This is a genomic window from Microlunatus kandeliicorticis (assembly GCF_014137855.1).
GTDB lineage: Bacteria > Actinomycetota > Actinomycetes > Propionibacteriales > Propionibacteriaceae > Microlunatus > Microlunatus kandeliicorticis.
In genome coordinates, this window is the sequence record NZ_JACGWT010000001.1 from 872,090 (window position 1) to 890,134 (window position 18,045).

General features: G+C 72.6%; 17 protein-coding genes. 12 read left to right on the forward strand and 5 right to left on the reverse strand.

Going from position 1 to position 18,045, the window contains the following annotated elements; all coding sequences use genetic code 11:
• Positions 1-30 precede the first annotated feature (30 nt).
• The 5 genes from FHX74_RS20045 to FHX74_RS03960 are packed head-to-tail and all read left to right on the forward strand — an operon-like array spanning position 31 to position 4,372.
• A complete protein-coding gene (locus FHX74_RS20045; protein WP_182558726.1) occupies positions 31-1,110 on the forward strand; it encodes an ABC transporter permease in 1,080 nt (359 codons plus the stop codon).
• Positions 1,107-1,958, forward strand: coding sequence for an ABC transporter permease (locus FHX74_RS03945; RefSeq protein WP_182558727.1), 852 nt, complete (start codon positions 1,107-1,109; stop codon positions 1,956-1,958). The genes FHX74_RS20045 and FHX74_RS03945 overlap by 4 nt, the downstream gene beginning before the upstream one ends.
• Positions 1,955-3,046 (forward strand): ABC transporter ATP-binding protein, encoded by a 1,092-nt coding sequence (locus FHX74_RS03950; RefSeq protein ID WP_182558728.1) that lies wholly within the window; start codon positions 1,955-1,957, stop codon positions 3,044-3,046. The genes FHX74_RS03945 and FHX74_RS03950 overlap by 4 nt, the downstream gene beginning before the upstream one ends.
• Positions 3,043-4,158 carry an oligopeptide/dipeptide ABC transporter ATP-binding protein gene (locus tag FHX74_RS03955; protein ID WP_182558729.1) on the forward strand — a complete coding sequence of 372 codons (1,116 nt, stop codon included), beginning with the start codon at positions 3,043-3,045 and terminating at the stop codon, positions 4,156-4,158. Before FHX74_RS03950 ends, FHX74_RS03955 begins: the two co-directional genes overlap by 4 nt.
• Positions 4,159-4,192: 34 nt before the next feature.
• Positions 4,193-4,372 (forward strand): hypothetical protein, encoded by a 180-nt coding sequence (locus tag FHX74_RS03960; protein ID WP_182558730.1) that lies wholly within the window; start codon positions 4,193-4,195, stop codon positions 4,370-4,372.
• A 26-nt stretch (positions 4,373-4,398) separates the two neighbouring features.
• On the opposite strand, the gene FHX74_RS20945 is transcribed toward FHX74_RS03960, so the two are convergent.
• The 3 genes from FHX74_RS20945 to FHX74_RS20950 form a co-directional block, all read right to left on the reverse strand.
• On the reverse strand, positions 4,399-5,709 hold the full coding sequence (locus tag FHX74_RS20945; protein WP_182558731.1) for a glucoamylase family protein: 1,311 nt from the start codon (positions 5,707-5,709) through the stop codon (positions 4,399-4,401).
• Between the two features lie 32 nt (positions 5,710-5,741).
• A complete protein-coding gene (locus FHX74_RS03970) occupies positions 5,742-6,884 on the reverse strand; it encodes a class I SAM-dependent methyltransferase (RefSeq protein ID WP_182558732.1) in 1,143 nt (380 codons plus the stop codon).
• A 499-nt stretch (positions 6,885-7,383) separates the two neighbouring features.
• On the reverse strand, positions 7,384-8,265 hold the full coding sequence (locus FHX74_RS20950) for a helix-turn-helix domain-containing protein (protein WP_182558733.1): 882 nt from the start codon (positions 8,263-8,265) through the stop codon (positions 7,384-7,386).
• A 160-nt stretch (positions 8,266-8,425) separates the two neighbouring features.
• Between FHX74_RS20950 and FHX74_RS03980 the strand changes: the two genes are divergently transcribed.
• From FHX74_RS03980 to FHX74_RS03990, 3 genes are all read left to right on the forward strand, one after another.
• Positions 8,426-8,695, forward strand: coding sequence for a hypothetical protein (locus FHX74_RS03980; RefSeq protein WP_182558734.1), 270 nt, complete (start codon positions 8,426-8,428; stop codon positions 8,693-8,695).
• Positions 8,696-8,831: 136 nt separating this feature from the next.
• The gene (locus FHX74_RS03985) at positions 8,832-10,748 is read left to right on the forward strand and encodes an outer membrane protein assembly factor BamB family protein (protein ID WP_182558735.1); all 1,917 of its coding nucleotides are present in this window, start codon (positions 8,832-8,834) and stop codon (positions 10,746-10,748) included.
• A gap of 33 nt (positions 10,749-10,781) precedes the next feature.
• A complete protein-coding gene (locus FHX74_RS03990) occupies positions 10,782-11,159 on the forward strand; it encodes a hypothetical protein (RefSeq protein ID WP_182558736.1) in 378 nt (125 codons plus the stop codon).
• Between the two features lie 15 nt (positions 11,160-11,174).
• Here the strand turns inward: FHX74_RS03990 and FHX74_RS03995 are convergent, their stop codons facing one another.
• Positions 11,175-11,480, reverse strand: coding sequence for a DUF1905 domain-containing protein (locus tag FHX74_RS03995; protein WP_182558737.1), 306 nt, complete (start codon positions 11,478-11,480; stop codon positions 11,175-11,177).
• Positions 11,481-11,644: 164 nt separating this feature from the next.
• Between FHX74_RS03995 and groES the strand changes: the two genes are divergently transcribed.
• The 4 genes from groES to FHX74_RS04015 all read left to right on the forward strand — a co-directional run bounded on the left by groES (position 11,645) and on the right by FHX74_RS04015 (position 16,519).
• Positions 11,645-11,941: a co-chaperone GroES gene (gene groES, locus FHX74_RS04000; RefSeq protein ID WP_182558738.1), complete on the forward strand. Its 297-nt coding sequence runs from the start codon at positions 11,645-11,647 to the stop codon at positions 11,939-11,941.
• A gap of 14 nt (positions 11,942-11,955) precedes the next feature.
• Positions 11,956-13,566, forward strand: a complete 1,611-nt coding sequence (groL, locus tag FHX74_RS04005) for a chaperonin GroEL (protein WP_182558739.1) — start codon at positions 11,956-11,958, stop codon at positions 13,564-13,566.
• A 289-nt stretch (positions 13,567-13,855) separates the two neighbouring features.
• Positions 13,856-15,358, forward strand: a complete 1,503-nt coding sequence (guaB, locus tag FHX74_RS04010) for an IMP dehydrogenase (protein ID WP_182558975.1) — start codon at positions 13,856-13,858, stop codon at positions 15,356-15,358.
• 57 nt (positions 15,359-15,415) lie between these two features.
• Entirely contained in the window at positions 15,416-16,519 is a 1,104-nt protein-coding gene (locus FHX74_RS04015; RefSeq protein WP_328823633.1) for a GuaB3 family IMP dehydrogenase-related protein, read from the forward strand.
• 435 nt (positions 16,520-16,954) lie between these two features.
• Here FHX74_RS04015 and FHX74_RS04020 read toward each other — a convergent pair whose 3' ends face one another.
• The gene (locus FHX74_RS04020; protein ID WP_182558741.1) at positions 16,955-17,896 is read right to left on the reverse strand and encodes a hypothetical protein; all 942 of its coding nucleotides are present in this window, start codon (positions 17,894-17,896) and stop codon (positions 16,955-16,957) included.
• Positions 17,897-18,045 lie beyond the last annotated feature (149 nt).

Consider the following 18,045-nt stretch of genomic DNA (forward strand, 5'->3'; position numbering starts at 1 on the left):
AAGAACCCGGATCGGACAAGAGGGAGTCACGTGGCCGTCTACATCGCCAAACGACTCGCGATGGCGTTGGTGATCGTCTTCATCGTCGTCTCGCTGTCGTTCTTCATGATCCGGCTGATGCCGGGGAACCCGATGTCCGCCCTGCAGGCGCAGCTGCAGATGCAGGGCGGACTCACCCCGGAGCAGATCCAGCAGAAGATCAACGCGATCTACGGGGTGACCCCGACCGGACCGCTCTGGCAGCAGTACCTCACCTACGTGGGGAACGCCTTCCAGGGTGACCTCGGCCGGCCGATCACCAACCCCGGCACCACCGTGGTCGCGGTGATCGCGCAGGCGCTGCCGTGGACCATCCTGGTGGTCGCGGTCTCGCTGGTGATCAGCTTCCTGGTCGGCATCGCCATCGGCTCCTCGATGGCGGCGCTGCAGAACAGCCGGTTCGCCAAGGTGATGACGTTCGTGGTCTCGCTGCTCAGCGCGATCCCGAACTACCTGGTGGCCATCGTGCTGCTCTACCTGCTGGCCAACACCTGGCCGATCTTCCCGACCGGCGGCGCCTACTCGGTGGACGTCACCCCGGGGCCGAACCTGCCCTACGTCGGCAGCCTGCTCTACCACGCGATCCTGCCCACCGCGGCCTACGTGATCACCAGCTTCGGCGGGTGGGCGCTGGGCATGAAGGGCAGCGCGGTCTCGGTGCTCGGCGCCGAGTACGTCCGGGCGGCGGAGTCGCGCGGGCTGAGCGAGCGGCGGATCACCCGGTCCTACGTGGGCCGCAACTCGATGCTGCCGATGATCACCCAGCTGGCCCTGTCGGTCGGGTTCATGTTCGGCGGCTCGGTGTTCATCGAGACCTACTTCCAGTACCCGGGCGTCGGGTACTACATGATCCAGTCGGTCAACCAGCGCGACTACTCGCTGATGATGGGCTGCTTCCTGCTGATCACCATCTCGGTGATCGTCACCAACCTGCTGGTCGACCTGCTCTACCCGCTGGTCGACCCGCGGATCGCCAGCCCGGCGGCCCGCAAGCGCGCGGCGGACACGCCGCCGTCGGCGGCGGCCGCGGGTGACAGCGGAGCCGTTCCGGTCGGGGGGTCGATGGCATGAGGTTCGCCTCGGATCTGTGGCGCATCCTGCGCAACGACAAGGGTGCCCTGATCGGCGGGATCATCGTGGCGATCTACTGCATCGTCGCGATCATCGGCCCGTGGATCGTCCAGGTCGGCAACGACCAGGACCCCAACAACGCCTACCTGCCGCCGTCGCTGACCCACCCGCTGGGGACCGACGCGCTCGGCGAGGGTGTGCTCAGCCAGATCATCGTCGGCGCCCGCCCGATCATGATCGTCGGCGTGCTCGCCGCAGCCATCCAGGTGGCCGTCGGCGTCATCGTCGGCCTGGTCAGCGGCTACGTCGGCGGCGTGGTGGACGGCGTGATCATGCGGATCACCGACGTCTTCCTCACCATCCCGGGCCTGCCGCTGGTGATCGTGATCGCCAGCGTGATCCACACCTCGAACCCGGTGGTGCTGGCCCTGGTGCTCTCGATCACCGCCTGGGCCGGTCTGGCCCGGGCCATCCGCTCGCAGGCGCTGAGCCTGCGCAGCAGCGACTTCGTGGAGGCGGCCCGACTCCAGGGCGTGCCGCTGCGCAACATGATCGGGCGGCAGCTGCTGCCCAACGTCGGTCCGTACGTGGCGATCCACTTCCTGCTCGGCATCACCGGCGCCATCTACGCCGAGGTCGGTCTGTTCCTGCTCGGGATCGCGCCGATCAGCGGCACCAACTGGGGGATCATGATCAATCTGGCGATGAGCCAGGGTGCGCTCTACACCACTGACAGCGCGTTCTACCTGTTCAGCCCGATGGCGGCCATCGTCATCCTGCAGGTCGCGTTCGTCTTCTTCTCCCGCGCGCTCGACAGCGTGTTCAACCCGAGGCTGCGGGTCCAGTGACCGCGACACTGACCGACCGCCGGCGCGCCGGCGACGACCCGTCCGCGCCGCTGCTCGAGGTCGACGACCTGACCGTCGCGTTCGGCGACGGGCCCGGTTCGGTCCGGGCCGTCGAGAACGTGAGCCTGTCCGTGGGCACCGGCGAGATCTACGCGCTGGTGGGGGAGTCCGGCTGCGGGAAGTCCACCCTGGGCTACTCGCTGCTCGGCATCGTCCCGCCGCCGGGCCGGATCGCCGGTGGCGACGTCCGCTTCCGCGGCCGCAGCACGACGGCGATGCCCAAGAACGAGCTCAATGGGCTGCGCGGCTCGGAGCTCTCGATGGTGTTCCAGGGCGCGATGAACGCCTTCAACCCGGTGCTGACCATCGGCACCCAGGTGGAGCACATCCTGGCCGCCCACCCGGGCCGGTTCTCCTCCGACGAGGAGGGCAAGGCCTACTTCGAGCACCTGCTCGAGCTGGTCCAGCTCCCGCCGGAGCGGATCTGGAAGTCCTTCGAGTCGCAGCTGTCCGGCGGGATGAAGCAGCGGGTGGCCATCGCGGTCGCGCTGCTGCTCAAGCCGTCGCTGGTGGTGCTCGACGAGCCGACCACCGCGCTCGACGTGCTCAACCAGCGGCTGGTCATCGACATCCTCAAGGAGCTGCACCGCGAGCTCGGGGTGACGATCATCTTCGTCACCCACGACCTCGCGGTGGTCGCCGAGCTGGCCACCCGGGTCGCGGTGATGTACGCCGGCCGCCTGGTGGAGTCCGGCACCGTCGACGAGATCTTCGGCGCCGGTCGCCGGCACCCCTACGTCGAGGCGTTGATCAACGCCATCCCGAGCGTGCTCGACTCCGGGCTGCGGGTGAAGCCGATCGGCGGCAGCGTGCCCAACCTGGCCCGGCTCCCGCAGGGTTGCCGGTTCGCGCCACGTTGCTCGCTGGCCGAGGACCTGTGCCGCAGCACCGAGCCACCGCTGGTCGGCGACGCGGTCGGCCACCTGGTCAGCTGTCACGTGGTCAACCGGGGCCTCGACGGCGACGCCGCCGGGGCCGACAGCAACGGGACCGCACCGCACGCCGACCGGGAAGGGGCTGCGTCATGACGCTCCTCGAAGTCCAGCACGTCACGCACAGCTACCCGACCAGCCCGCGCCCGGTGCTCCGCGACGTGAGCCTCGAGGTCGTTGCCGGCGACGTCGTCGCGGTGGTCGGCGAGTCAGGCTGCGGCAAGACCACGATGGGGCGGCTGATCGCCGGGCTGACCGAGCCGAGCCAGGGGAAGGTGGCCTTCGACGGCTCGGACATCTGGTCGCTCAAGGGCCGGGCCAAGAAGGACTGGCGGCGTCGCGTCCAGCTGGTGCACCAGGACCCGTACGGCTCGCTCAACCCGGGCCTCACCCTGGGCAGCACGTTGGCGCCCGGGATGCTCTACCACAAGCTCGCGACCCCGCGGACGGTCGACCAGGCCATGCTCGAGGTGCTCGAGCAGGTCGGGCTCGACCCCACCAAGGAGTTCCTCCAGCGCTATCCGCACCAGCTGTCCGGCGGCCAGCGGCAGCGGCTCTCGATCGCCCGGGCGATCAGCCTGCGACCCGACCTCGTGGTGGCCGACGAGGTCACCTCGATGCTCGACGTCTCGATGCGGGTGGCGATCCTCGACCTGCTGCTCAAGTTCCGGGCCGAGCGCGGGATCGGCTTCGTCTTCATCAGCCACGACTTCGGCGTCGTCCGCTACTTCACCCAGGGCGGCCGGATCGCGGTGATGTTCTTCGGGTCGATCGTCGAGGTCGGGCCGACCGACGAGGTGGTCACCGCCCCGAAGCACCCGTACACGCAGATGTTGCTGCAGGCCATCCCGGTGCCGAACCCGGCGCTGGCCCGCCAGCGCGAGGCCGAGGAGGCCGCGGCCGGCGGCGAGACCGAGCGCCTGATCGGCGAGCCGTCCTGGACGGGGTGCGTCTTCGCCAACCGCTGCCCGCTGGTGCAGGACGTCTGCCGGACGACCCCGCCGCCGCTGCAGCAGGTGAAGACCGACGACGGCACCGCGACCCAGGGTCACCAGGCGGCCTGCCACTTCTCCGACCGGATCCCGCCGCTGCGCTACCTGGCGCACGAGGGTGACGGCGCCTCGAACCAGAACGGAGCGCGCCAGAATGGTGTTCATGAGTCAGCCGGCGGATCGGGATCGCACCCCGCGCAAGCCTCGGTGGGCTGACCTCACCCCGCTCCAGCTCGCCTCGCGCGTCCTGGTGCGGGCCGGGGTGGCCATGATCATCCTCTGTGTGCTCTGCCGGTTCGCGCCGCAAACCGAGGAGAGCATCGTCGTCAACACCTTGGCGCTGATCGCCAGCGCGCTGGTGGCGATCACCGGGCTGGTGGCCATCCGGGTCGACCGCTGGCGCGAGAGCCGCGCCGACCGCCGGGACTAGCGCTCGGGCCACCGCTCACCCACCGCTCACGACGGCGCCGGGTCCGCCAGCCAGCCGCCGGTGAAGCCGGCCCGCTCCAGCCCGCGCCGCAGGTGCGGGCTGGAGCGCATCGTCCGCCAGACCAGCCCGCTGCGGTGGTTCTCGGTCATGCCCAGGATCGGGCCCTGGTCGATCCCCAGCTGGGTGCCCGCGGTCCAGCCGACCGTCGGGTTGGCGGCGTCGGCGAAGCCGTACGGCCCGTACAGGCCCGGCCGTCCGGCCATCGCGCGCAGCGTGGGGACCACGATCCCGGGGGCGAACGCGACCATCCCGGCCGCCCCGGTCGGGGCGACGGTGCCGTCGTCGAACGCGTCGGTCAGCCCGGCGCCGCGGGCGCTGTAGTCGCTCAGCGGCACGCCGTGGGCCGTCGCGGGGACGCCCGGGGCGCCGCCGGGTCCGTCGCAGGCGGTCAGGCCCCAGAAGTCGGCGCCGTAGCCGTCCCACCCGCCCGGGTTGTCGATCGCGTGACGCTGCTGGGCGACCGCGGCGCGGCGGCTGTTCTCGGCGTAGTCGAGACCGTGGGCGCGACACCACGGGTCGGCGATCCCGGCGAAGTCGACCCACAGGTGGCTGTACTGGTGCCCGAACAGCGGCCCGAACGCCAGGTGCTGCTCGCCGCCGAAGCGGCCCCAGGCGCGGTCGTAAGTCGCGCACCAGGCCGGCCAGGCGTCTTCGCCCACCGGATGGGTGGGCGAGCCGAGGGCGAGCAGGACGACCAGCATCGCCTCGTTGTAGCCGCGCCACTGCGCGGACAGGTAGCCGTGCTCGGGCGTCCAGCCCATCGAGACGAGCGGCGGCTCGTTCTGCAGGAAGGTCCAGTCGACCTGGGCGTACAGGGCCTCGGCGGCCTCCCGGACCGCCCGCTCCGCCGGGTCGTCGGCGTCGAAGTAGGCCGCGGCGAACAGCACCCCGCCCATCAGCAGCGCGGTGTCGACGCTGGACAGCTCGCAGCCGCCGTACCGGAGCCCGGTCCGGAGGTCGAGGAAGTGATAGAAGAAGCCGCGGTGACCGCCCGCGTCGGGTCCGGCGTGCTGGGGCAGGGCCAGCAGCGCGTCGAGGGTGGCGGCGGTGCGGGCCACCGCCTCGGCGCGGGTGATCCAGCCGCGCTCGGCGCCGATCCCGTACCCGGTCAGGCCGAACCCGATCGCCGCGATGCTGGCGAACGCGGGGTCCGGGGTCCGGTCCGGCGTCCGTCCGGTGGCGGGGTCGGTGTGGTCGAGGAACCAGGCGAACGTCCGCCGCCCGAGCTCGTCGAGGAACGCGTCGTCGTCCGGGGATCGGTCTGCGGCGTCCGGCACCCCGGAACCCTAGTGCGACGGTCCGCGGTACCTCAGCCGAGGCGGTCGGCCACGACCACCCGGGCGCCGTCGGGGGTCCGGGTGATGATCAGGGTCGCCTCGCCCGGGCCGGACGGACGCAGCCGCTTCCGGAGCTGGGCCGGGTCGACGTCGAGCCCGCGGACCTTGATCTCCAACCTGCCCACCGCACGCTCGCGCACCCAGCCGCGCAGCATCTTCTCCTTCCACGGCAGCACCTCCCGGACCGCGAAGGCGGTGGCGAACGGGGTGTCGGGGACGGTGTCGGCGGTCAGATAGGCGAGGTCGTCGGCGACCAGCCCGGCGTCGAGCGCAGCGGCCAGCGTGGGGATCGCCCCGGCCCGGATCACCGAGCCGACCGGCTCGATCAGCACCGCGCCGAGCGGACGCACCGCGACCCGCGCACCCGGATCGGGGACCAGCCGGTGGTCGGGCATCACCAGCGCCGCCCGCCCCGGCGTCACCCCCGGTCCGGCGTACAGACCCACCTCGACGGTCTCGCCGTGGTCGGTCACCCACTCCGCCTCGACGCCGTCCGGAACCAGCCGGTGCGGCAGCGCCGGGCCGAGCTTGACCGCGGCCGGCCGGCTCCCGTCGAGCAGCCGGGTGGTCAGCGCCCAGGGCGGGGTGAAGTCCTCGACCCGCCACAGCCGCCCGCTCCCGGCCCGCCGCGCCGGGTCGAGATAGACCGCGTCGACCCGGCCGAGCAGCCCGTCGACGACTTCCTCGGCGTCCCCGGTCAGCACCTCGGCGCCGGTGCCGTCCAGGTTCGCCCGGGCGATCTCGGCGGTCCGCGGGTCCCGCTCGACGGCGATCACCCGCAGCCCGGCCCGGACGAACGCGAGCGCGTCGGCGCCGATCCCGCAGCCGAGGTCAAGCACCGTGGTCGCCCCCGTCGCCGCCAGCCGGACCGCGTGGTGGTCGGCGACCGCGGGACGGGTGGCCTGCTCGAGGCCGTCGCGGGTCAGGAACAGCCCGTCCGCGGCGTCGCCGAACTTGGCCCAGGCCCGGCGCCGCAACACCACCTGGTCGACCGCGGCGGCCGCCAGCTCGGCGCCGAACCGCGCGCGGAGCCGGCTGCCCGCACCGAGCGAGCCCGGGTCGGTCTCGTCCGCGGCGGCGGCCAACGCCTCCGGGGTCAGGCCGAGGGGCAGCACCCGGTCATTCTGACGCGTGCCCGCCCGACGGGACGCCCTTCGACAGGCTCAGGGCGCGGGTGGGGACGTGCGCTGAGCCTGTCGAAGCGCGGCGGGACGCGCGCTGAGCTGTTGGAAGGACGGTGGGGACGCGCGCTGAGCTGTTGGAAGGACGGTGGGGACGTGCACTGAGCTGTTGGAAGGACGGTGGGGACGTGCGCTGAGCCTGTCGAAGCGCGGTGGGGACGTGCGCTGAGCCTGTCGAAGCGCGGTGGGGACGTGCGCTGAGCCTGTCGAAGCGCGGTGGGGACGTGCGCTGAGCCTGTCGAAGCGCGGTGGGGACGTGCGCTGAGCCTGTCGAAGCGCGGTGGGGACGTGCGCTGAGCCCGTCGAAGCGCGGTGGGGACGTGCGCTGAGCCTGTCGAAGCGCTCGGCTGTCGCCCTTCGACAGGCTCAGGGCACGGGTGGGGCTCAGGGTGCCGGGGGGGTGGGGCTCAGGCTCAGGGTGCGGGGGTGGGGCTCAGGGTGCCGTGCTGGGCACCGGGGTGGGGTCGGTCCGGGTGACCAGGGTGGCGGCCCAGGCGGCCGGCGGCGCGCCGAGGACGCGGCGGAACTCGTTGGTGAAGTGCGCCTGATCGGCATAGCCGTACTCGGCGGCGACGTCGGCGAACCGTTCCTGACCGTCGCTCCGGCCGGCAGCGGCCAGCTGGATCACCCGCTCGGCGGCCGCGTGCAACCGGCCGCGGCGGAGCACCCACCCGGGCGAGAGCCCGACCCAGGCGGCGAACAGCCGCTGCAGGGTGCGTTCGCTGACCCCGACGAGCTCGGCCGCCTGGCCGACCCGGGTCACCGCGGGATCGCCGAGCAGCGCGGCGGCGGCCCTCTGCACGGTGTGGAGCTCCTTGGTCGGCTCGAGCCGGAGCCGTCGCAGCCAGTCCTCGAGGACCGTCCGCTGCTCCGCGCGCGACCGGCCGGCCAGGGCCGACCTCAGCCCGGCGCCACCCGGCAGCAGCGACTCGGCCGGTTCGCCGACGGGGTCGAGCCGCGGGGCCCGCTCGCTGACCAGCCGGAAGGCGCCGACGGTGAACTTGATCCCCAGCACGTCGCCGGTGCCGGTCAGGGTCCGGTGCCAGACGCCGCGGGCGGTGCCGGTCACCACCAGGGTGTCGTCGTGGCCCTCGACGGTCAGGTTGACGTTGGGGTGGGGGAGCACCCGCGCAGTCACCGCGTCCCCGTCGGGCAGGTCCCAGGCCGACGACCAGAACCGGTCGACCAGCCAGGCCAGGTCCTCGGCGGGTGGCTGCCGACTGATCCGGAACGGCAGCCGGCCCGGGACGCCCAGCAGACCGCGGGGAACCGCCGGACCCGGCGGCGGTCCTGCCGCGGCTGCGCCGTCGCTCACCGGTCACCGCCCGCGTCCCCGGCACGGACCCGCGCGGGGCCGGGCACACCCACGCCCGTCCGCTGCCAGGATCGGCTCAGCATCCGCCTCACCCCCCGAAGGCTGCCATGTCCGGACCGCCGGCCCCACCCGTCCGCACTCCCGATCCGGACGCCTCCGCGTGCTGGTGCCGCTTCTCGGGGCGGTGCTGCTGCTCGCGCCCGCGGTCCCGGCGGCCGTGGCCACTCACGAGCGGGTCGTCGCCCCGCTCGGTCTGCGCACGAGTGCCGCCTCGGGCGTCCCCGGGGGCTCGGTGCTGGTCAGCGGCACCGGCTTCAGCACCGGCGAGCGGGTCGACCCCACGCTGGCCCGGGGCACGCACACCCTCACGGTCACCAGCACCGGCAGTGCGGCGGTCGACGTCGACCGGGTGGACGTCGGGTCGTTCTGACCCGGTCGTCCACGGCCGCCGGGATCGACGCCGGACGGCGACATCCGGTCAACCTCTGGTAAGCGCTAGAATCTTTGCCAGACTTCTCTCAGGTGGACTGTCCCGGGTCCCCTCGAAGACCCAGAGAGCGGTCGTCATGTCTGTCCTCCCCCCGCGCCGGCTCAGCCGGCTGGTCCTGGTCCTCACCCTGCTCGCGCTCACCGTGGTGGGCCTGCTCGCTCCGGCCCGCACCGCCGAGGCGGGCACCGAGACCGGTCCGACGATCCGGCTCAGCGCCGGCTCGGGGTCGGCCGGCTCCTCCCTGCTGGTCAGCGTGACCGGCTTCAGCCCGGGGGAACGGGTCACCTTCTCGGTCGGGCCGCGCGCGGTGGCCTCCCCGGTGGCCGGTCCGGACGGCAGCCTGACCGGCTACCGGATCGCGGTGCCCGCGGTCACCCCGCTCGGCCCGGTGGGGGTGTCCGCGGACGGGTCCTCCAGCCGGTTCACCGCGCAGGCGACCTGGACCTCGCTCGCCTCGCCCTGGAGCCAGCCGGGGGGCAGCGCCACCCAGACCAACGTCAACGCCGGCGAGAACGGCCTGCGGCCGGCGACGGTCGCCGGGCTGGCGCGGACCGACGCCGGTCTGCAGCGCTGGGTCCGCACCGCCCCCACCGTGGTCGGCCAGACCGTCTTCGTGGGCGATCTGGACGCCGGCGCGGTGCTGGCCACCCGGGCCGACGGCAGCACGCTCTGGAGCCGGACGCTGCCGCTCGACGGGCCGCTGGTGCTGGCCGGCGGCGGCCGGCTGCACGTCCTCGCCGGCGGCCGGCTGCACGTCCTCGCCGGCGGCCGGCTGCACGTCCTCGCCGGCGGCCGGGTGCAGACCCTCGACCAGGCCACCGGCACCGTCCGGTGGAGCAGCACGCTGAGCGTCACCGCGGGCCAGGCCGCCCTGGCCGACGGCGTCGTCTACGTCAGCGGGACGCTCGGCTCCGGTGCGGGCGTGGCTGCGCTGTCGGCGGCCACCGGTCAGACGCTGTGGAGCGTCCCGCTCGCCGGTGCCTCCGAGACCGCCGCCCCGGCGGTCGCCGACGGCCGGGTCTACGTCCGGCTCGCTGCGGGCGGGGTCGTCGCGCTGTCGGCGAGCACCGGGGCCCCGGCCTGGACCCGGACCCTCGACGCCCCCGACGGGTGTCCCGCGGCGGTCTCGGGGACGACGGTGGTGGCCTCCGCGCCGGGTGGGCTGACCGCTCTCGACGCGGCCACCGGTGCGGTCCGCTGGTCGAGCGACGCCGCCCTGGACGGTCCGGTCGCGGTGTTCGGGTCCCGGGTCGTCGGCGCGCTCCGGGGCGACGACGGGCTGTTCCGCGCCACCGCGCTCGCGCTGTCCGACGGCGACCAGCTCTGGCGCGGCGTCCGGGTGAACGGGGGCGCGGCCGCCGCGAACGGGGTGGTCTTCTTCGCCCGGTTCCTCACCCTGCAGGCGGTGGACCCCGCCGACGGCGACCAGCTGGCCGTCGTCTCGGTCAACACCCTGCCGGCCGGCGACTTCCAGGCCGTGGGCGGGGTCGGCACGCCGTCGGTCGCCGGTGGCGCGGTCTGGGTGCCGGTGGCCCGCAGCGACCAGTCCGGACGCACCGACGCCTACGGGCTGCAGCGGTTCGCCGTCCGCGGTCTCGACGGCGTCCCGGCCGTCCGGGTGCTCGACGACACCGACACCGGGACCGGGGACGACCGGATCGTCTACACCGGCGGTTGGGTGGCCGGCACCCGCGACGGCGCCTACCAGGGCACCTTCCACTACGCCCGCAGCACCAACGCCCGCGCGACCGTGACCTTCACCGGGGTGGGGGCGCGGGTCTGGTACTCCCAGGCACCGAACTTCGGCCGTCCGCGGGTGCTGATCGACGGCGTTCAGGTCGACACCCTCGACCAGTACATCAGCAAGGTCCGCCGCGACGGGGTGAAGAGCTGGGCCAGCCCGCTGCTCACCCCCGGCCGGCACACGCTGGTGATCGAGGCCCCGAGCACCACGATCGTCAACGTCGACCGGATCGATCTCGGGACGTCCTGAGGGCTCCCGGCCGGGCGCGTATGCTCGCCCGCCATGACCTGGGTGCTGCTGGTCGCGCTGTACGTGGCCGCCGGCATCGCGGCCGGCTGGGACGCCCGCCGCAAGGGCTGGGACGACCGGATCTTCATGATCATCACGGTGGTGCTGGGCCCGATCGCCCTGCTCGGGATGTGGTTCCTGCCGCCGAAGGCGCTGCGGATCGGCCAGCCGGTCCGGCCGGCCTCGACCATCACCCTCGACGACGGGCGGCAGCTCAAGCCGGGTTTCGTCACCGTGGTCCGCGACACTGCGGTGGTCGACGGCGAGCCGGTCTGCCTCATCACCGCCCCGTCCGGGTCGCGGCACTGGGTGGCCCAGGAGGCGCTGTCGCGGGTCGGTCAGCCCCGGCTGCCCTGGCGGCGCGAGGACTGACCGGGGCCGGGCCGGTCAGACGTCGACCGTCTCGATCCAGACCTGGGCGGTGTCGCCGAGCTCCAGCCCCTCGCGCACCCGGACGGCCTTCTTGACCGGCAGGCTGTAGCGCCCGTCCCCGCCCGGGAACACCGAGGTCGTCCACTGCGAGCCGCCGATCGCCGCCCGCACCCGGACCGCGCCGAAGCCGGCCGGCGGGAGCGCCTCGGCCAGGTCCTCGATCTGCTCGCTGGCCTCCCGCGGCACGCTGACGAAGGCCCAGACCTGGTCGGCCCGGGCGCTCCAGCGCCACACCTCGGCGGTGAACTCGAAGACGGCCACGACCCCTCCGCACCCTCCTGGCACTCGATTCCGCCGAGTGCTAATCTCCCCTTAGCACTCGACCCATGAGTGTGCCAGCTTCCCGGACGGCACCGCGACGACGTCCCGGCTGGACCACGGAACATCCGAACACACGAGACATCCACCTGTGAAAGGGGTTTGAAGTGGCAGTCAAGGTCAAGCCGCTCGAGGACCGCGTCCTCGTCAAGCCACTCGAAGCCGAGCAGACCACCGCCTCCGGCCTGGTCATCCCGGACACCGCCAAGGAGAAGCCGCAGGAGGGCGAGGTCATCGCCACCGGGCCGGGTCGCATCGATGACAACGGCAAGCGCGTGCCGCTCGACGTGGCCGACGGCGACGTCGTGATCTTCAGCAAGTACGGCGGCACCGAGGTCAAGTACGACGGCCAGGAGTGGCTGCTGCTCAACGCGCGCGACATCCTCGCCGTCGTCAAGAAGTAAGGGAGTTCCCTCTCATGCCCAAGATCCTCACGTTCAACGAGGAGGCCCGCCAGGCGCTCGAGCGCGGCGTGGACACCCTGGCGAACACCGTGAAGGTCACCCTCGGCCCGAAGGGCCGTTACGTCGTCCTGGACAAGAAGTGGGGCGCCCCCACGATCACCAACGACGGCGTCACCGTGGCCCGCGAGGTCGAGCTCGACGACCCGTACGAGAACCTCGGTGCCCAGCTCGCCAAGGAGGTGGCCACCAAGACCAACGACATCGCGGGTGACGGGACCACCACCGCGACCGTGCTGGCCCAGGCCCTGGTGCACGAGGGCCTCAAGGCCGTCGCCTCCGGCGCCAACCCGATCGCCCTCAAGCGGGGCATCGACCAGGCCGTGACCGCCCTCGAGGAGCGGCTGCGGCAGAACAGCCGTGGGGTGGAGACCACCCAGGACATGGCCCACGTCGCCACCATCTCGGCCCGCGATGAGCAGATCGGCGCCCTGATCGCCGACGCGTTCGACAAGGTCGGCAAGGACGGCGTGATCACCGTCGACGAGTCGAACACCTTCGGCACCGAGCTCGAGTTCACCGAGGGCATGCAGTTCGACAAGGGCTACCTGTCGCCCTACTTCGTCACCGACGCCGACCGGATGGAGGCCGTCCTCGAGGACCCCTACATCCTGATCAACTCGGGCAAGATCAGCTCGATGAACGACCTGCTCCCGCTGCTGGAGAAGGTCATCGGCGCCTCCGGGACGCTGTTCATCGTGGCCGAGGACGTCGACGGCGAGGCGCTGTCCACCCTCGTGGTGAACAAGATCCGCGGCACCTTCACCTCGGTCGCGGTCAAGGCCCCGGCCTTCGGTGACCGGCGCAAGGCCATGCTCGAGGACATCGCGATCCTGACCGGTGGTCAGGTCGTCGCCCCCGAGGTCGGGCTCAAGCTCGACCAGGTCGGCCTCGAGGTGCTCGGCCGGGCCCGGCGGATCGTCGTCACCAAGGACGACACCACCATCGTCGACGGCGCCGGCGAGGCGTCCGAGGTGTCGGCCCGGGTGGCGCAGCTGCAGGCCGAGATCGAGCGGACCGACTCCGACTGGGACCGCGAGAAGCTGCAGGAGCGGGTGGCCAAGCTGGCCGGCGGCGTCTGCGTGATCAAGGTCGGCGCGGCCACCGAGGTCGAGCTCAAGGAGAAGAAGCACCGGATCGAGGACGCGGTCTCCGCGACCCGCGCCGCGATCGAGGAGGGCATCGTCGCCGGTGGCGGCTCCGCCCTCGTCCACGCGGCCACCGCGCTCACCGGGGGCCTCGGGCTCACCGGTGACGAGAAGACCGGTGTGGCCATCGTGCAGAAGTCGGTGGTGGAGCCGCTGCGCTGGATCGCCGAGAACGGTGGCGAGCCCGGGTACGTGGTGACCTCCAAGGTGGCCGAGATGGAGCCCGGCCAGGGCTACAACGCGGCGACCGGCGAGTACGGCGACCTGCTCGCGCAGGGCGTCATCGACCCGGTCAAGGTGACCCGGTCGGCGCTCGCCAACGCGGCCTCGATCGCCTCGCTGCTGCTCACCACCGAGACCCTGGTGGTGGAGAAGCCCGAGGAGGACGACGCCCCGGCGGCGGCTGGTCACAGCCACTGACCGAGACGCCCGTCACAGGCCCCGGCGCGGGCTCGCTGAGGACCGACAGGCACCCCCGCCGCACCCGCGGCGGGGGTTCCTGCGTCTCCGGGCCCGGGTGACCGGAGGCGAGGGGCGGGCGGTAACGGACGGCCCTGGGTCGGCGTCGGCGCGACGGCTACGATGGACCCTCGTCCAACGTCGTTCGGGCGAGCCGGCGCCCCTTGAATTCTCCGGCGGAAGGGCCTCCGTGAGCTTGCCAGCTGATCTGAACCCGTCCGACCCGGCCGTCGCCGCGCAGTACCCGGACCTGAACGCCGCGGGCGTCCCGGACAAGTTCGCCCCGCTCGGGCTGACGTTCGACGACGTCCTGCTGCAGCCGAACGAGACCGACGTGATCCCCTCGGCCGTGGACACCACCGCGCGGGTGTCGCGGAACATCAGCATCAAGATCCCGCTGGTCAGCTCGCCGATGGACACCGTGACCGAGTCGCGGATGGCGGTGGCCATCGCTCGCGAGGGCGGTCTCGGCGTGCTGCACCGCAACCTGTCGATCGAGGACCAGGCCCACCAGGTCGACGTGGTCAAGCGGTCCGAGGCCGGGATGGTCGACGAGCCGATCACCATCTCCCCGGACGCCACCATCGGCGAGGCCGACGAGCTCTGCGGGCGCTACCGGATCTCCGGCGTCCCGGTGGTCGACCCCGACGGCCGGTTGCTCGGCATCGTCACCAACCGCGACATGCGGTTCGAGACCGACCCGCGCCGCCGGGTCGGCGACGTGATGACCAAGATGCCGCTGGTCACCGGGCACGTCGGGATCAGCGGTGACGACGCGCTCGGGCTGCTGGCCCGGCACAAGATCGAGAAGCTGCCGCTGGTCGACGCCGACGGCAAGCTGCGCGGCCTGATCACCCTCAAGGACTTCGTCAAGTCCGACCAGTACCCCAACGCCAGCAAGGACCCGCAGGGCCGGCTCCGGGTGGCCGCCGCGGTCGGGTTCTTCGGCGACGCCTGGGAGCGCGCGATGGCGCTGGTGGAGGAGGGCGTCGACATGCTGATCGTCGACACGGCCTCGGGCCACAGCCAGGGCGTCCTCGACATGATCCGCAAGCTCAAGGCCGAGCCGATGGTCGACCACGTCGACGTGGTCGGCGGCAACGTCGCCACCTACGCCGGGGCCAAGGCGCTGGTCGAGGCCGGTGTCGACGGCGTCAAGGTGGGCGTCGGACCGGGCTCGATCTGCACCACCCGGGTGGTCGCCGGCGTCGGCGTCCCGCAGGTGACGGCGATCCACAACGCCTCCCGGGCCTGCCGCGAGGCCGGCATCCCGGTGATCGGCGACGGCGGGCTGCAGTACTCCGGCGACATCGCCAAGGCGCTGGTGGCGGGGGCCGACACGGTGATGCTCGGCTCGCTACTGGCCGGCTGCGAGGAGAGCCCGGGCGACCTGGTCTTCATCAACGGCAAGCAGTTCAAGACCTACCGCGGGATGGGCTCGCTGGGCGCGATGGCCAGCCGGGGCCGGCGCGGGTCGTACTCGAAGGACCGCTACTTCCAGAGCGACGTCAGCGAGAACGACAAGATCGTCCCCGAGGGCATCGAGGGCCAGGTGCCGTTCCGCGGCCCGCTGGCCGCGGTGGCCTACCAGCTGGTCGGGGGGCTGCGGCAGTCGATGTTCTACGTCGGCGCGAACACCATCCCCGAGTTGCAGGAGCGCGGCACCTTCGTCAGGATCACCAGCGCCGGGCTGCGCGAGTCGCACCCGCATGACATCCAGATGACGGTCGAGGCGCCGAACTACTCGCGCTGACCCGGGTCGGTCGACCCGGGCGGGAACGGCCACGAGCAAGGAAGCAGGGGCCAGATGGTGATCGAGGTCGGTCGGAGCAAGCGGGCCGAGCAGGCGTACGCGTTCGACGACATCGCGATCGTGCCGAGCCGGCGCACCCGCGGCACCGAGGAGGTGTCGCTGAGCTGGCGGATCGACGCGCTGACCTTCGACTTCCCGCTGATCGCCGCGCCGATGGACTCGGTGATGTCGCCGCAGAGCGCGATCACCCTCGGCCGGCTCGGCGGGCTCGGCGTGCTCAACCTCGAGGGGCTGTGGACCCGGTACGCCGACCCGCAGCCGCTGCTCGACGAGATCACCGGGCTCGCCGACCCGGCGACCGCCACGAAGCGGCTGCAGGAGATCTACGCCGCCCCGATCCAGGCCGAGCTGATCGGCAAGCGGATCGCCGAGATCCGCGAGGCCGGGGTGCCGGCGGCCGGAGCATTGTCGCCGCAGCACACCGCTCAGTTCGCCTCGGCGGTGGTCGAGGCCGGGGTCGACTTCTTCGTCATCCGCGGGACCACGGTGTCGGCCGAGCACGTCAGCTCGGCGGCCGAGCCGCTCAACCTCAAGCAGTTCATCTACGACCTCGACGTGCCGGTGATCGTCGGCGGGTGCGCTACTTACCAGGCGGCGCTGCACCTGATGCGGACCGGTGCGGCCGGGGTCCTGGTCGGCTTCGGCGGGGGAGCGGCGCACACCACCCGTTCGGTGCTCGGCATCTCGGTGCCGATGGCCTCGGCGGTCTCCGACGTCGCCGCCGCGCGCCGCGACTACCTCGACGAGTCCGGCGGTCGCTACGTCCACGTGATCGCCGACGGTTCGGTCGGCCGGTCGGGTGACATCGCCAAGGCGATCGCCTGCGGCGCCGACGCGGTGATGGTCGGCTCGCCGCTGGCCCGCGCCACCGACGCCCCCGGCCGCGGCTTCCACTGGGGCGCCGAGGCCTGGCACGAGACGCTGCCCCGCGGCGAGCGGGTCGAGGTCGGCTCGGTCGGCACCCTTGAGCAGATCCTGCACGGCCCCTCGACGGTCAGCGACGGCACCATGAACCTCGTCGGCGCCCTCCGTCGCGCGATGGCCACCACCGGCTACACCGAGGTCAAGGAGTTCCAGCGGGTCGAGATCGTCCTCGGCTGACCCACCGGCCCCGCCTCGGGCCATGTCCCGGCCGCACCCGTCCCGCCCGCCCGCGCCCCGCCCGCCCCACGCCCCGCCCGCCCCACGCCCCGGCCCGCCCCGGCCTTTGCCCCGCCCTGACCCGCACGTCGCACCGTCTGCGTCCACCTCGCACGCCCTATAGCCGGTGCGACGTGGACGCAGAGGGTGCGAGGTCGTGTGGCTGCTGCGGCCGGCCCCCGGCTCGGGCCGGGCGCCTGCTTCTCCGCTGATCGCACGTCGCACCGCCTGCGTCCACCTCCCTCCGCGCTGAACGCCACGTCGCACCGTCTACGTGCACCCCGCACGCCCTATAGCCGGTGCGACGTGGACGCAGAGGGTGCGAGGTCGGTCACGGAGGTCGGCGCGGCAACACTCCGGAGCGAGCTCGTCGAGAGCGCCGTGCTCTGCCCTCGGTCACCCGCGCCGGAGCGCTGCCCGGGTGAAGGCCCGGTGGAGCGCGGCGAGGATGCGCTCGGGGTGGGCCAGGTCGTCCCAGGACCAGCGGACGACCTCCCAGCCCAGACTCCGCAGAGCGTCCTCCCGTCGCTTCTCGGCGTAGATGACCTCACGGGCTGATCGCCCCTCGGGCACGAGACCGTCGTACTTGATCCGGCCGTCGAACTCGCCGAGCGTGCGGTGGTCCTCCCAGCAGAAGTCGGCGCGGCCGACGGTCAGGCCGTCGGTGTCGATCACCTCGTACTGCAGGTCCGTCGGTGGCACCCCCAGCTGGTGGAGCACGACCCGGCTGACGGACTCACCCACGGATTCGCTGCGGCCGTCGGCCAGCCTCACGGCGTGGCGCGCTGTCCGCATGCCCGGGCGACGGCGGCTCCAGCCGAGGACCTCCTCGAGCTCGTCGGCTCGCACACCCTTCGCGAGTGCGGCATCGGCGACCGCGACACCGCGGCGCAGATCGGTGTGCCTGGCCAGGTCGATCACCGTGCGCGCTGCTGTCGTCACCGGGACGCCGTCGAGCAGCACGATCTCCTCCGCGCGCCACGGTGTCGGGTGGACGTGCTGTCGGGTGCGGCGTCGGCCGCCGTGCGAACGGCTCCGGGTGAGGTGGACCCGGTCGAGGTCGCCGTTCCAGAAGGGCAGACCGTGCAGGACCGCGGCCGACCAGTGGCTGACGACCGCGTCGTCGCAGACCGCGCTGACGTGCGCCCGGATCTCCAGCCGGTGCTGCTCGCGGTGGTCGAGGCCGCCCGGCTCCCACGACGGTCGGACGTAGCGATCACGACGCAACCGTTCGAGTTCCCGACGCTCCACCAGCAGACCGGCGTCGCGATGGGAAAGTCCCTCGGTGCGCAGGTCCGAGGAACTCAGGATGGCGGGTGGTACGGCCGGAATCGTCATGACGCTCAGTCGACGCCATCACCGATCACTCAGGTGTTGTCCGTTGCTGCAGCTGTGGACAACTGTCCGTCCTGAGCTGACGTCGCACCCTTTGCGTCCACGTCGCACTGCCTATGGGCGGTGCGGGGTGGGCGCAGGCGGTGCGGGGT